Here is a 15,266-nt window from a genome sequence, read left to right on the forward strand (position 1 = left end):
TGGTTGTACGGTAGATTTTAGAGGCAGGCTTATTCATTTTGAAATTATATTGCTGAATAAGCTTTTGATGCTAGGTTTGTGCAACAAAGCCATAAATGATTAAAACAAGTTCACCATCAAATCCAGTATGATCTAAAGAGTTTATGAACGCTAAAATTTGAGAAACACTGTAACCTGTAGCAGCAGCTAGAATAACCTTCTCATCACCCATCGATATTTTTCCTATTTAAACTTAATTGTTCGGTGCTGATATACATCCAACAGTTGCTGAATGAGTCTAAACCACTCCCGTACAACCTTTTGTTTAAACGTCAATTTCTGCTTGATATGCTGTACTTGAATATCAAAACGCTTACGACGATTCTGCTCTAAACTACTTTCAAAAATTTCTTTTTGTGTAGGCTTTAATATATCGCTTTGAATACACAACCCAGGACTTAATTGATATGGAGTATACTGAGTTGACTGATCAAATAATTCAAAAACTATATGATCAACAGCCACCATTTCATCAAGACTTCGAGCATATTGCAATAATTGTTCACAAGCCTTTCTAGATAAAATATAGCCAGCACAACCTAAGTGTATACCATTCAGCTGATACAACGCTCGTTTACCAGGTACTATAGCTTGCTTTTGATAAGCCATTTTTATTTTTTTTGAGAAAACTTCAAGTTTGATTATATGTGTATCTTTTGGTATCCAATTATAATTCTCTAAAAGTAGATGACTCTCTTGACCCAGGTAAACATCATCTTCAAATATAGTAATAAAATCAAATTGCTCATCAACTGCTTTTTTCCACAAAGTGAGGTGACTCAATAAGCAAGCTATTTCACCTTCTGTAAGCTCTGTCTTTTGAAAATTTAGATCTAATAAGTTAATCGATTTCTGACTAGAATCAGGTGTAATCGCATTAAAAAACTCAAAACCAACATTTTGACGATTGAATTCAATGCTTATGTGTTCACGTCGGCTCTTAGCAGTCTCTAAGCTAATAACAAAATTTCTCATAATTCAGCTACTTAAACTCTACTTTTCTAGCAAACAAACATAGCCTCAACTTATGAATCAAACGAAGAAATTCTCGTTTGATTTTTTGATCAATGCTCAACATTTGTTTTGGTACTTTAAAATTGTTGCGGAAAGCATCTAGCGAACTAACGAGCGTAATTTCTTGCTTGAGAACTTTCTCTTGTATACAAATGGCAGGTTCCAACTGATAAACAATATAATCATTGTGTTTAAGCAAATCAGAGAATAGTATGTGATCCAATGGTTTCAACGTTGTTTGATGCTGAATATAGTTTAGAATATTTTTTATGGCTTTTTTCGAAAGTATATATCCCGCAGCCCCAAAGTGATCTGTTTTTAGCTCACTTATTACATGTTTTTCTTTACTTAATTTTGATTTTTTTAAAATTACTCTCTCGAAGAAAGTTTCAATCTTTAAAATATCTATATTTTGTTCTAACCAACTACTATCCTTTAAAAATAATGATGCATCTTCAGTTAAAAAAATGTCATCTTCAAAGATCGCAACATAATCCAAACCATCATTCAGCGCTTTCTTCCAAACAGTAATATGGCTCAATGCACACGCCAATTCACCTTCACTAATTTTAGTCAGGTCAAAAAAAGCAAAATCGGATTTTATAATTTCGTAGGCTAAATCGGGAGTTAGAGCATCAAAAAACTCAAAATCAATTTTTTTTGCGTGAAATTCCTCAGTGATATGACTCCTTCGCTCATGAGCAGAAGGTAAACTTATAACAAAACTCTTCATATAAAATTGGGGATCTACTTTTTACTAAGCTTATAAAATAAAAAAAGTTAATAGATTATGGTTGTTAATAAATTTCACATTCAACAGTTCTAGTATGAAAAAAACATATACATTATACTTTAATTTAGATTAATTAAAAAAATATCTATCCATAAAAGTTAGTTTTTCTAGTTTGTCTAATTACACATTAGAACATTTGCAATACATTTAAAAACTACATGAGAGTTTAGCATTTTTAATGCCAATCTAAATGAGTGCTATCTTTCAATAATGATGGAGCTTGATAATTAAATGCTTTACCCTCAACAGCCATTTGATATTTTTCTAAATATCCATACATCATTTTTTCAGCATTAAAATATTCTTTAACATGTTCGTGGCACTGTAAAGGATCATATTTCTGATTCAAAATAGCATCGACTAACTCATCGGTTTGAGGTGAAAGTTTTCCACAAAAATGAGGAACTAATTCTGGAATAGCCCCATAAGGCGTTGAAAAAACTGGACACCCGAAATACATACTTTCGATAATCGCTAAACCAAATGGTTCATGCCAACGCACTGGAAAAATCAAACCTTTTGAACCATTTAATAGTGCGAGTTTTTCTTGACCGCCCACCATACCATGAAAACGAATATTTGGAGAAAATGTTAAGCGTATGCCTCGTTTAAAATTAAAGCGGTCACCACCCAATACATCTAATTTTTGCTTCGCTTTTAAAGCAACATTGATCGCACCTTTGACATTCTTTAAACGCCAAGCCGCTTTACCTAAGAAATGATAATAATCACGCTTGGCTTTCCAATTCACATTACCATAATTTGACCAATCGAGGCCGTTATAAACAAAACTGTTCGACTGATGTCTCTCTGCATGATTTTTTGAAACAAAAATAGTATTTCTATCTAACAAATCACCCACTTGAGCATTACCATGTTCTGTCACAACATAAGGTATATCAATTTCAAGGTTTTTAGGTTGGAATTGAAAATGAACGATATCTGTATTTTCAGGAATTAATTGATTCCAAGATTTAAAAGGATCAATTTCAATAACTTCTGCAAAATCACAAGTTGAGCCCTTCGGGACGATAAATGTGACTTTATGACCGAACTCGACTAATTTTTTTGCTAAATCCCAAATAACTCGCTCCGTTCCACCGTAAGCAAAAACTGGAATCGTCGACATATTTGCGATTACAATATTCATTTATTCTTCTCTTGATTCATTTGCCAAAGCATCACGTATTTATTAAAGGTGTATCCCATCGAAGCGATTGCCAAAAATAATCCATATGCTCCACCAACAAAATCACCTCGGATAATATATTCTCGAATAAATGAAAATATTGATCGAAATATTAAGGCAATTAAACTGACTTTTTTTCCATTTTTAAACTTATCTTTTGCCCAATCATGACTATATCGAACATTTTTGAGCAAGAAATGGTGTAAATCATCGTTGGTCAAATGAGCCAAATAACCTGGCAAACATTGTGCTGAAACTCCTTTTTGGTCTAAAGATTCATGCACTTCTAAATCTGAATACTTAAAATGCTCACGTGAATAAAGTCTTGCAAGTTTGTCGGTGTACCAGCCTCGTTTTTGAACTTCAACACCACAGAATAAATTCACTCGCGCCAAACTAAACACTCGATCATACTGTACTGGCTGCTTTAGAATTTCTGCAATCGAGTCACGTAAAGGTTGATCCAATCGCTCATCTGGATCCAGAACAAACACATAATCTTGAGTGGCATAACTTTGAGCCAATTGACGTTGCTTACCAAAACCTTTCCAATCAGTATTTACAAACCATTTTGCACCGTAACGATCAGCAATTTCTCGAGTATTGTCCGTGCTTCCTGAATCTAGAATGACGATTTCATCCACGAGATCAACCACACTATCTAAGCAATCTGCCAAATGTCTTGACTCATTTTTTAAAATAATCACCAATGATAAAGTGGATCTTTTTTCTGTCCCAAGCTCGATTGAAGTTAGATTCTGCAATGCTTGATGTTCAGCAACAAACTTTCCTTCGGCATTGTTATGATGTAGATCATACAAAATTGCATATTTATTAAAAGTATATTGCGCAAATATTAACGAGTATAAAAAACCATAGCGGCCTTTCAAAAAACGACCATCTACAATATATTGTTTTATAAATGCCCAGAATGCATGCAGTAAAATTGCAAATGATGAAGTTGATTTTCCACGATTAAAACGATCAACTGCCCACGCTTTCGCGTATTGGAGTCTTTTGCTGAGTAAAAATTCTGGTGTAGGTGCAGTATGATGCAACATGAATCCATTCAATGTTTCTGTTCTAGCTTGATTCAAAACAATAGATTCATGCACTAAATTATCGTTATATTGAAATGATTTAGGATATAAACGCCAATGCGCTTTTATTGACCAATAACGATTGTCAATCTCATGTCCAAAAACACAATCAACGCGTTTAATTCCATAAACGATATTTGCAGGTTGGTTTTGGATAACTTTTAAAATGCTTTGCTTTAATTCTTCAGTAATTTCTTCATCAGCATCCAACGCTAGAATCCAATCACCAGTCGCATAGCTTTGCGCCAATTGACGCTGTTTACCAAAACCAGGCCAATCTGTATTCACAAACCATTGACCGCCAGCAGCTTCGACCAGTTCACGTCCGTGATCAGTACTTCCAGAATCAAGCACAATGATTTCATCTACCCAACCACGCAATGCAGGTAAACTAACTGCTAAATTTTCAGCCTCATTTTTTACCATCATCACAACAGATAAACGGTATGCTCTTTCTTGTCTATTCAACATTTCCATGTTTAGCGCCAAGCATCCTTAATCCATTGACTTGGCAACACATAGCGGTACCATTTACCACCGCCACCATTAACTGCATCAGGTGGATTAATCTCACCATGGAAAATAATAATTTTAGCACCTTCAGGTTTTACTGGTGGCTTAAAAAACGCCATTGGGATTTTTTGTAAACAGTGATATTTATAACTTTTACACCAGCTATCTGGCCAATAAGTTTGCTTAGCATGTTTATCTACATACCATGACAAATAAGCTTGCTCATTACGGAATTTTTTCCGAATTTCATCAAAGTTTTCACGAAAATATGGTAATAATCCAGGGAAAGCGCCCAATTTAAAACGGTATACTGAGCTATTACCTGTGATTCGCCATGGTCGTTTCCAGTCATGGATAATTAGAAAATCACCTGGATAAGTGAAGAATTCATCCATATTATCAACGATAACGACATCCAAGTCTAAAAATAGCGCATTACCCTTTAAGCCATATAAATCAGGCTCAAAAGTTGAAAGTTTGTTCCAACCACGCTCAGGCGCACCTTCAGGCAATGCTAACGGTGGAATAGGAAAGCATTTAACATTTGGATCAATTCCTTCTGTACGGTCAGTGAGACAAACCATCTGGAAATCAACAGTCGTGTGTCGTTTCACCATATTGTAAAGACGATTCACATACTCAGAACCATATTTGGTTCCCCACTTCATACACAAAACAATGTTCTGTTCTTGTGCAATCTCTTCTTCTAATAAGACATTGTTTTCATGTATTGACATGCCGTTTTATTCCACCGAATCAATAGCTGCATCATACCACAGAGTTAAAATATTCTTGAACGATAAGAATTCAAACTCGCTCAAATTGAAATCAAATCTTCATTAAATTGTCACGTCTTAGAAACCCTATTTTGTCAAATTAAATTTAATCTGGCTTGAACTAAAATAATGAAAATTACTATTGTCGGCACTGGATACGTTGGTCTCTCAAATGCGATGATTTTAGCGCAACACCATGAAGTCACCGCCTTAGACATTGATCAAAACAAAGTAAATTTATTGAACAAGAAAATCTCACCTATACAAGACAGAGAAATCTCTGATTTTCTAAGCAATAAATCATTAAACTTTAAAGCAACAACTAATACTGTGGATGCGTATTTTCAGGCAGACTATATTCTTATTGCGACGCCAACTGATTATGACCCTACAACCAATTATTTTGACACTTCAAGTGTTGAATCTGTGATCACTGAGATTTTAAGTATTAATCCATTAGCGACGATCATTATCAAGTCGACAGTTCCTGTAGGTTACACCCAACAACTAAAAAGTAAATTTGAAACACAAAATATTATATTTTCACCCGAGTTCCTGAGAGAAGGAAAAGCATTGCTGGATAACTTATATCCTTCAAGAATTATAATGGGTGAAAATTCAGAACGAGCACATCAATTTGCAAATATGCTCATAGAAGGTGCTTATAAAATAGATTGTCCAGTCTTATTCACTGACTCCACAGAAGCAGAGGCAATCAAACTTTTTGCAAACACCTATTTAGCTATGCGCGTTGCATTCTTCAATGAACTAGATACTTACGCTCAAATATACCAATTGGACACTCGCCAAATGATCGAGGGCGTATGTTTAGATCCTCGTATTGGTAAATTTTATAACAATCCATCATTCGGTTACGGCGGATATTGTCTTCCTAAAGATACTAAACAATTACTCGCCAACTACGACCAAGTTCCAAGCAATTTAATTCAAGCCATTGTAGATGCGAATAGTACTCGCAAAGATTTTATTGCACAGTCTATTTTGGAAAGATGCCCTAGCGTTGTTGGGATATATCGTTTGGTCATGAAAAGTGGTTCAGACAATTTTCGATCGTCAGCAATACAAGGTGTTATGCGTCGTCTCAAAGCGCAAGGAATCAAGATCATTATTTACGAACCAACGCTTTCAGAGAAAAAATTTCAAAACTCAAAAATCATCAAAACACTGGAAGAATTTAAAAAAAGATCAGATTTAATTATTAGTAATCGTCATTGCGATGAACTAAATGATGTTGCAGATAAAGTGTATACCAGAGATATTTTTGGTAAAGATGATTAAAAAAGGACTCAATTGAGTCCTTTTTCAAAGCATTAATTATTTCACATATGTTAACCAGTGAGCATATTTAGGGTCTTTACCTTGTACGGCATCGAAGTATGCTTTTTGGATTTGTGTTGTGATTGGACCACGAACACCCTCACCAATTTGACGGTCATCATATTCACGGATTGGCGTTACTTCAGCAGCAGTACCCGTAAAGAATGCCTCATCAGCGATGTAGAATTCATCACGTGTGATACGGCGCTCTACAACGTCATATCCAAGGTCTTTCGCAATCGTAATAATCGTTTGACGAGTAATACCATCAAGAGCACCACCAGCGATATCAGGGGTATGAATCACGCCATCACGCACTAAGAATACGTTTTCACCTGAACCTTGACACACATAACCTTGTGGATCAAGTAACATTGCTTCGTCGTAACCTGAGTGCGCAACTTCTTGGTGTGCCAAGATAGACAGCGTATAGTTTCCTGATGCTTTCGCCTTACACATCGTCACGTTAGGGTGATGGTGTGTAAAAGAAGAAGTTTTTACACGAATACCCTTCGCCATTGCTTCTTCACCAAGGTAAGCGCCCCAGCTCCACGCAGCAACCACTGCATGAATTGTATTATCCGTCGCTGCAATACCTAGCTTTTCCGAACCAATAAAGATAATTGGACGTAAATAGCAAGAAGCCAATTTATTTTCACGCACCACATCAATTTGAGCTTGTTCTAATGCCGCCTGATCAAACGGAACTTTCATTTGATAAATTTTGGCAGAGTTTAAAAGACGTTTAGTGTGTTCTTTTAAACGGAAAATTGCCGTTCCATTCGGAGTTTCGTAGGCACGGACACCCTCAAACACACCCATACTGTAGTGTAAAGTGTGTGTTAAGACGTGAGTTTTTGCTTCACGCCAATCAACTAATTGTCCATCTTGCCAAATAAAACCATCACGATCAGCCAAATTCATGACCTAAACTCCAAATTTTTATACACAGTCATTTCTATCCAACTACTGATGCAGTTGGATCTATTAATCTTTGCCATAGCTTGCAAACGACCTTACGGGTATCGAGCCAATTCGCAGCACTCACTTGCATGGATTGATTTGCAAGGGCTAAACGATGACTCTCGGCACGTTCACGGAGATAAGCTTGAATCAATGCTGTCGCATCGGCGCTGGATAAGCAGCCAGTTTTTGCGGCATCCTCAAGGATTCGTACATTGTCGGAGTAATGGGCGAGATCAGGATTCGTCCCACTCCATGCTAATACTGCATACTGTGCCATAAATTCGATATCAACGATACCACCTGCATCCTGTTTTAAATGAAAAATTCCATCTTTTTTTTGCTCATTTGATGAGCCTAAATGGTCTTTCATTTTTTGACGCATTTTTAGCACTTCTGCTCTTACCGTTTCTTCATTTCGAGGCAAAGTTAAAATACGACAGCGTAATTCCTCAAACTTTTCTCTTAAGCTTTGCTCACCCGCTATACTACGCGCACGAACAATCGCTTGATGCTCCCAAAGCCATGCATTTTTAAGTTGGTATTGCTCAAAAGCCTTAAGGCTTGTAACGAGAAGCCCTGCTTCTCCTGAAGGACGCAATCGTGTATCAATCTCATACACTCGACCATCTAAAGTTTGGGTTGTCATCAGCGACATGAGCTTTTGCCCAACACGCATCGCAAATTCAAAACCACTAATTGGTTTCAAGCCATCTGTATCTGCCTGTTCATCCATATAGTGGATAAAGACTAAATCAAGGTCTGAACCATACCCAAGTTCAATACCGCCTAATTTCCCATACCCAATGACAGTGAATGCCATATGATTTTTTGAACAACGTTGACCATCTGCATCTACTGGGTAACCATGTTTTTTGGCTGTAATTTGATATGCCAAATTCAAGGTCGCTTGAACTGAAACCTCAGCAATATCGGTGAGCGCATCAGACACACGCATCAGTGGACTTTCAGCCAATACATCACTTGCTGCTACAGTCAAAACATTTGATTTTTTGAATAGGCGCAATACGCGCATTTGATCTTCCACTTGATCAATTTCAATGCGCAGCAGTTGCTGTCTGAGTGAATCCTCCAAATCTTGGCGTTTAGGTAGCTCAAAATCCATCGATAAAAACTCATCAAGTAAAACTGGATAATGGGTTAACTCTTCACAAATCCATGGGCTTACAGTCGCCATTTTAACGAGTCGCTGTAATGCTCCTTTGCTTTCAATTAACATCACTAGATAGACTGTTCGCCGCATCACAGATTCAACCAGTGGCATGAGTCTTACCAAAGCGACTTGTGGATTATCCGATTCGAGAACAGCTTGAATCAGATGAGGCCAAAACTCTTTTAAACGATTAACTGCTTTAGCGGGTAATTTTTTGATGGCATGTCCATACCAAAACTCACGAACCAAATTTTTAGCAGACTCATCTAAAACTTCATTCAATTGCTGCTCTATTTGGCTAAAGCTTTCAACCAATGGATCTACTTCTTTTTCTTTAATTAAATGCTCAAACTGATAAGTTACTATAGCGCGCTGATCATTGAGAACATTTAAGAAAGCATCCCAACTCTCAAATCCAAGTGTCTCTACGATGCGATTTCTTTGGTCAGGTTCTGTAGGCAGTGATTGAGTTTGTTGGTCGTTCAACGCTTGAATGGCATGTTCCACACGACGCAAGAATAAATAAGCATTTTCAAGCTCATCCACCACTTCAGGTTCAAGTAATCCAACAACCCCCAAATGATGTAGACTCACTAAACATTGACGGTCTTGTAGCTCAAGTTTTGAACCACCATAAATCAACTGGAAAACTTGAACGATAAACTCGACTTCACGAATACCACCTGCACCAAGTTTAATATCATCTTCAATATTTCTACGTTGAACTTCACGCTCAATCATCGCTTTCATTTCACGCATCGCTGCAAAAGCAGTGTAGTCCACATAACGGCGGAATACAAAAGGTCGAGTCATTTCCAGAAGCTCATCCCCTTCCTTTCCTCCTGTAACAATACGCGCCTTTATCCATGCATAACGCTCCCACTCACGCCCATGTTGACTGAGATACTTTTCGAGTGCCGCATGACTGATTGCAAGTGCTGAACCATCACCCCATGGTCGTAATCGCATATCCACTCGGAATACAAATCCATCTGCGGTGATATGTTCCAACAAATAAATAATTTTTTGCCCCCAAAGGATGCAAAATTGCTGAACATCAATACATTTACGACCATTGGTTTCACCTTGCTCATCGAAGGCAAATATAAGATCAATATCACTGGATAAATTAAGTTCCTGAGCCCCCAATTTACCCATTGCAATCACGATAAGGTCTTGAAGCTTACCGTTATAGCCGATCGGCTCTCCATGTTTGGCTTGCAATGGACGATAAGCGAAGCTTTTGGCTGCATCAATACTGGCATCGGCAAAGTCTGAAAGCTCACGAGTCAATGTAATAACTGAAATGAGGCGGTTCGCATCCTGCCAAATCCACCGAAACATTAACCGTGCTCGCAAAATTCGAATTTTTTGCATCCATTCTTTTTCATCCTGAATGTCAGCAAGTTCTTTTTGTACAATGTGATAGATTTGTTCAGTACTTAAAAATTTATTAAATTGATCAGATGAATAATCTTGTTCTAATAATGTTTGATGTAAATTATAAACTTGTTCCGCGTATTGACTGGCTCTAAGAGTTTTTTGCAACTGATCAGCATTCATTTGAAAAAAAGCCTGAATAAATCTAAAACTCTTTTATATCAGTCCTTACGCAATTTGTGGACTATTTAGTTCACTTTTTCCAAAGATGTTTGATTACTCGTATTTGGGGTGGCAGGTAACGCTGCATGAGTGTCTGCTTCAGGTAATATGACTTTAAAAGTCGTACCTTGACCTTGTTGAGAACTGACACAAATTTCACCATGATTCAAATCAACAAATCTTTTACATAACACCAAACCTAAACCAGCACCTTTTTCACCAGATGTACCACGAATAGATACCTTCAAATCCGGTTGAAAAAGCTTCTCAATTTGCTGTGGTGTCATACCTAAACCTGTATCGCGAATGGCAATTTCGACACCTTGATCGCATTTTGATGCTTCGATATAAACTTTTCCAGTTCCATCCACATGAGTAAACTTCAAAGCATTGGATACCAAGTTTTGAATCACTGATGTGATCATATTAATGTCGGCAAAGACTTTTAACTCTTGCGGCACACTTTCAATTAATTGAATATTTTTTTTCACAGCCACCGTGTTTAAAACATCAAAAACGATTTTTGTCACCTGTTTAAGCTCAAACTGAATAGGGTGATAGACAAATCTCCCGCCTTCAGCCATTGCCCAATTTAATAGGCTTTCCAATAAGTTATAAGTCGATTGAGCGGTATCATGTAGATACTCAGCGATATTCTGTACACTGTCCTCATCCAAACTTTCACGTTCATTGGCCAATACATCAGAAAAACCTAATAAGCCATGAAATGGTGCACGTAAATCGTGTGCAATGATTTGAAAGAATTTTGTTTTACTGAAATTAAGCGCCGATTGTTGTTCATATAATTCTTTGAGTTCCGCATAATCCGAATGAAGCTCTAATATACGAATTAAGCTCATGGAAAAATCATAAACCAGTTCTAAATTATGATCATCAAAAGGTTGGTGCTGATTATCAAATAAAATCACTTGACCAATTGAAAAATCATCATTCACTTTTAAATCAATGGCTATAATTCGCTCGTGATCAACTCCGAGTTGATGAATATGTGCTGAAAAAGATGAATAATTAGGATGATCACGACTGATCGAAGTTTGACCCGCGAAATATGGTAATAATTTTGCTTTTTTATTGGCATTAAAAGCTTTAAATCCATTTGGAGAAGAATGCCACACATATGGTTCATCATGAAAAGCTAAGATTGCTGACTCCGCATTTAAAATGCCACGCGCAAATCTTAAAAAACTCTCAAGTTGATTTTTTGGCGTTGATACACCGAGTAAAAGAGACATTTTGCAGGCACTGAGCTGATCAGCTTGATCGACATCTATAAATTCTATTTTCATGTCTACATCCTGCCATGGAGTAAAGGGGAATAATGATCGATTACATTTTATTTTTTCATTTCGCAGTAAAGAAATGAAACCTTATTTCATCAAGACTAATACATTCTCAAATATTAAGAAAGTGCATTTTTGAGGACTGAATATCTAGCTAAAGCATGAGTCGTACTTTATAAAACGTAAGCGTCAAGTGAAGATCGATTGAATAAACCATAACTATTTATTATTAAAATAAAATTTACTCAATCCTTATCTTATATTATTCATCAAATCTTCATTTGAAATTTTAAAATTCCTTTATTTATTTAAAAGAAATAAAAAGGCCCTCAAGTCTGAATATGCTTGAAGGCCTTTAAGTATTTGGTCCCGAGGGTCGGACTCGAACCGACACGTCATCTCTGACAGCGGATTTTGAGTCCGCCGCGTCTACCAATTTCACCACCTCGGGAAAGGTTGTGTTCGGTATAATATCGTTTTTCTTTTCTTTGTCAATGCATAACCTGACTCAAGCGCCTATTTTTAAATCAATAGCATGCATTATGCTTTTTTAACCACCAAACTCAGCTCGAACTGGGCAAAAAAAGCATATACTAATGCCAAAATTTTTGCTGATTCCATTTTTATATTCTTATGCAACTATCTGATTTTAGCTTTGAACTCCCAGACGAACTTATTGCCCGTTACCCTCTTGAAGAACGAAGTGCTTCTCGCCTGCTTCATCTTAAGGCGGATGGTCAGTATGATGATCACCAATTTACCGATATTTTAGACCTGTTTAATGAAGGTGATTTATTAGTTCTCAATGATACCAAGGTAATGAAAGCTCGCTTGAAAGGTAAGCGTGCTTCGGGTGGTGCGATTGAGGTTCTGGTTGAAAGAATGCTTGATCAATTTATTGCTCATTGCCATATCAAAGCAAGTAACTCACCAAAACCAGGTGCTGAGCTTTTTGTCGGATCAGATGAGGTTAAAGTTACGGTTCAAGGGCGCCATGAAAATCTCTATGTGGTGGAATTTTCCAAACCAATCTTAGATGTATTGGATCAGTATGGTGCATTGCCTATTCCACCTTACTTCAACCGAGAAGCAGAAGATATTGATACTGTTCGTTATCAAACCGTATTTAATGATCCTACAAAAATTGCTAGCGTTGCTGCTCCAACGGCGTCTCTACATTTTGATGAACAACTATTAAAAAAACTTGAAGATAAAGGTGTAAACAAGACATTTGTCACCTTACATGTGGGTGCAGGTACCTTCTTACCAGTACGCACCACTGATATCGAAAATCACATCATGCACAGTGAATGGTGCCAAGTCAGCGATGAAGCTATGGCGTTGATTAAGGCGACTAAAGATCGAGGCAATAAAGTGATTGCCGTCGGAACGACTGCAACACGGGCAACTGAAAGTGCGGCTCAAGCCAATGATGGCCAACTGAAGGGCTGGACTGGTGATACTCAGATTTTTATTTATCCTGGTTATGAATTTAAAGTAGTAGATCGCTTAATTACTAACTTCCACCTTCCAGAATCAACATTATTAATGCTTGTCTCAGCCCTGTCCAATCGTGATTATATTTTGAATGCGTATCAACATGCTGTAAAAGAACGCTATCGTTTCTTTAGTTATGGTGACGCAATGTTGATTGACCAAGTAAAAGATTAGGATCTGATCTATGCCGATTGATTCTGTTCAGCAACTGCTTCACCTTCGCACCCGAAAGAACAAGCAAATTATGGCCAGTGTTGATCGGCTTTGGGCTCTTGGACGTTCTGCTCAGCATTCTGATGACATCCTGCAAGGATTACATCCATGGGGTTCAAATACCCAACTCTTTTTTCACAATGGCATACCTAAATTTTTAGTTACGCTTGCCATCCTATTCATTGTTTTTTCGCTCTTTCCTATTTTTGACACATTAAAATGGATGGCATATAGCTCAGCGGCGATACTTATCCTGATTGCATATATCATTTATGAACCAAATAAACCTATTCATGAAGTGATTTCATTTCTTGAAGAGCGAATGATTGGTTTTAAATTCGGTATAGAAGCTTATTCAACGCCATCACACCTTGGAACAAATAGACATAACACCTTGATCATAAGTCAGCTAAGGCAAAAATTTCCTTTGTTTAACCAAGGCAACCATGCCAATGACATTTTAAAATTTGCCTCTACCACGTGGAAAAACGCTCAAAACCAAGATTTCCCTGTTATGCTTTTTCATTACCGATTTATTGATGAAGTCAATCTGCCAGAGCAAAACAAAACACCACAAAAATTAAAAAAAATTGAACGTCATCGTTGGGGCGTATTTGTATTTGATATATCACCACTAGGATTAGCGACAACCAGTAGAAAGAAGGGGTTCTCCACACCATATATAGAGCGCTGGGAGAGCAGTGATTTAGAGCTACGTAAAAAAGTTCAGATTTACGGTACAGATCGCTTACAACTCGCAAAGATCATGACGCCATCAACCACACTCAAACTGATTGAATTTTATCGAATTCACCAGGGCGACTTAATTTTCCACCCTCATGACCAAATCATGTGTTATTTGGGAGATCGCGATTTATTTGACGTCACACACAAACTTGAAATCAAAGAGATCAAAAATATATCAGCTTTGCGCGGTTACTTAAGAACATTAACCATGCCAAATTATCAACAACTCAAACATAGCATGCTAAACTTAGTCGCATAATAACGATATAACGATCATATTAGGTAATGCGCATGGGCTTATTCATTTTTCTTTCCATCTTTGTTTTGATTATTGTCTGGGGAATATGGGTTCGAAATAATATCGTTCGATATTTGAATGCTTCTCAGCGTGCTTGGTCAGATGTCGCAAATTTTGAACGTCAGAAAATTAAAACATTAGAGCATCTTGAGCAAAATTTATCTCAATACACTGAGTTTGAAAAATCAACATTAGAAAATATCACAGCCTTACGCCAACAAATCCTAAATCTCAATACACAATCAACTGATGTAGCTCAGCTTCAGCATATTGAAGCGCTAAGTCAGTCGTTAATGAAAAGTTTAAATGTGGTTGTTGAGAATTATCCAGATCTCAAAGCTGATCAGCTTTACAACCAAATGATGCATGACATTCAAGAGCAAAATGAAAATGTCAGTGCTGCAATTTCAATATTCAATCGAAATGTCGAAGAGTTTAATAACTTGATTCAAATTTTTCCAAATAACTTAATCAACAGTATCAGCCTCGCAAAGAAACCTATTCGCCCATTTACAGATCATCAAGCGCAACAAAATTTTGATTATCGCCCTAATTTCAAATAAGGATTCCACCTTAAAAAGTGGCAATATCTTAGAGAATCACGTTGTTTATCCATTACGATTTATTCATATTAGGATACGCTAAAAACTGTATAGCTGGGCGAAAAATAAACAGATATCTTCATTGTTTAGCAAGATCATGAATCTCT

Annotated in this window: 13 protein-coding genes and 1 tRNA gene; 4 read left to right on the forward strand and 10 right to left on the reverse strand. The window is 37.0% G+C overall.

All coding sequences use genetic code 11. The annotated features are described in order from the left end of the window. Positions 1-70: 70 nt before the first annotated feature. The 6 genes from AC1M9D_RS09365 to AC1M9D_RS09390 form a co-directional block, all read right to left on the reverse strand. Entirely contained in the window at positions 71-211 is a 141-nt protein-coding gene (locus AC1M9D_RS09365; protein WP_481612018.1) for a hypothetical protein, read from the reverse strand. Between the two features lie 11 nt (positions 212-222). After that, positions 223-1,014, reverse strand: coding sequence for a glycosyltransferase family 25 protein (locus tag AC1M9D_RS09370; RefSeq protein WP_481612019.1), 792 nt, complete (start codon positions 1,012-1,014; stop codon positions 223-225). Positions 1,015-1,021: 7 nt separating this feature from the next. Next, positions 1,022-1,786: a glycosyltransferase family 25 protein gene (locus AC1M9D_RS09375; RefSeq protein ID WP_481612020.1), complete on the reverse strand. Its 765-nt coding sequence runs from the start codon at positions 1,784-1,786 to the stop codon at positions 1,022-1,024. A gap of 235 nt (positions 1,787-2,021) precedes the next feature. Next, positions 2,022-2,996 carry a glycosyltransferase gene (locus AC1M9D_RS09380; protein WP_481587165.1) on the reverse strand — a complete coding sequence of 325 codons (975 nt, stop codon included), beginning with the start codon at positions 2,994-2,996 and terminating at the stop codon, positions 2,022-2,024. Further along, a complete protein-coding gene (locus AC1M9D_RS09385; protein WP_481612039.1) occupies positions 2,993-4,603 on the reverse strand; it encodes a glycosyltransferase family 2 protein in 1,611 nt (536 codons plus the stop codon). The genes AC1M9D_RS09380 and AC1M9D_RS09385 overlap by 4 nt, the downstream gene beginning before the upstream one ends. 11 nt (positions 4,604-4,614) lie before the next feature. Beyond that, complete coding sequence (locus tag AC1M9D_RS09390; RefSeq protein ID WP_481612021.1) at positions 4,615-5,385, reverse strand: glycosyltransferase; 771 nt, start codon at positions 5,383-5,385, stop codon at positions 4,615-4,617. Positions 5,386-5,553: 168 nt separating this feature from the next. Between AC1M9D_RS09390 and AC1M9D_RS09395 the strand changes: the two genes are divergently transcribed. Next, positions 5,554-6,723, forward strand: a complete 1,170-nt coding sequence (locus AC1M9D_RS09395; protein WP_481612022.1) for a nucleotide sugar dehydrogenase — start codon at positions 5,554-5,556, stop codon at positions 6,721-6,723. Positions 6,724-6,759: 36 nt separating this feature from the next. Here AC1M9D_RS09395 and AC1M9D_RS09400 read toward each other — a convergent pair whose 3' ends face one another. From AC1M9D_RS09400 to AC1M9D_RS09415, 4 genes are all read right to left on the reverse strand, one after another. After that, positions 6,760-7,686 carry a branched-chain amino acid transaminase gene (locus AC1M9D_RS09400; protein ID WP_035265589.1) on the reverse strand — a complete coding sequence of 309 codons (927 nt, stop codon included), beginning with the start codon at positions 7,684-7,686 and terminating at the stop codon, positions 6,760-6,762. A gap of 34 nt (positions 7,687-7,720) precedes the next feature. Continuing rightward, positions 7,721-10,462, reverse strand: a complete 2,742-nt coding sequence (gene glnE, locus AC1M9D_RS09405; RefSeq protein ID WP_481612023.1) for a bifunctional [glutamate--ammonia ligase]-adenylyl-L-tyrosine phosphorylase/[glutamate--ammonia-ligase] adenylyltransferase — start codon at positions 10,460-10,462, stop codon at positions 7,721-7,723. 65 nt (positions 10,463-10,527) lie between these two features. Next, entirely contained in the window at positions 10,528-11,808 is a 1,281-nt protein-coding gene (locus AC1M9D_RS09410) for a sensor histidine kinase (protein WP_481612024.1), read from the reverse strand. A gap of 358 nt (positions 11,809-12,166) precedes the next feature. Next, a tRNA-Leu gene (locus AC1M9D_RS09415) sits at positions 12,167-12,253 on the reverse strand. Between the two features lie 182 nt (positions 12,254-12,435). Between AC1M9D_RS09415 and queA the strand changes: the two genes are divergently transcribed. From queA to AC1M9D_RS09430, 3 genes are read left to right on the forward strand one after another with little or no spacing between them, the layout of a single operon-like run. After that, entirely contained in the window at positions 12,436-13,473 is a 1,038-nt protein-coding gene (gene queA / locus AC1M9D_RS09420) for a tRNA preQ1(34) S-adenosylmethionine ribosyltransferase-isomerase QueA (RefSeq protein ID WP_481612025.1), read from the forward strand. Between the two features lie 10 nt (positions 13,474-13,483). Then, positions 13,484-14,518 carry a hypothetical protein gene (locus AC1M9D_RS09425; protein WP_481612026.1) on the forward strand — a complete coding sequence of 345 codons (1,035 nt, stop codon included), beginning with the start codon at positions 13,484-13,486 and terminating at the stop codon, positions 14,516-14,518. A gap of 32 nt (positions 14,519-14,550) precedes the next feature. After that, positions 14,551-15,120 (forward strand): LemA family protein, encoded by a 570-nt coding sequence (locus AC1M9D_RS09430; protein WP_481587159.1) that lies wholly within the window; start codon positions 14,551-14,553, stop codon positions 15,118-15,120. The last annotated feature ends 146 nt before the right edge of the window (positions 15,121-15,266 follow it).

Source organism: Acinetobacter sp. ANC_7682, from assembly GCF_056779795.1.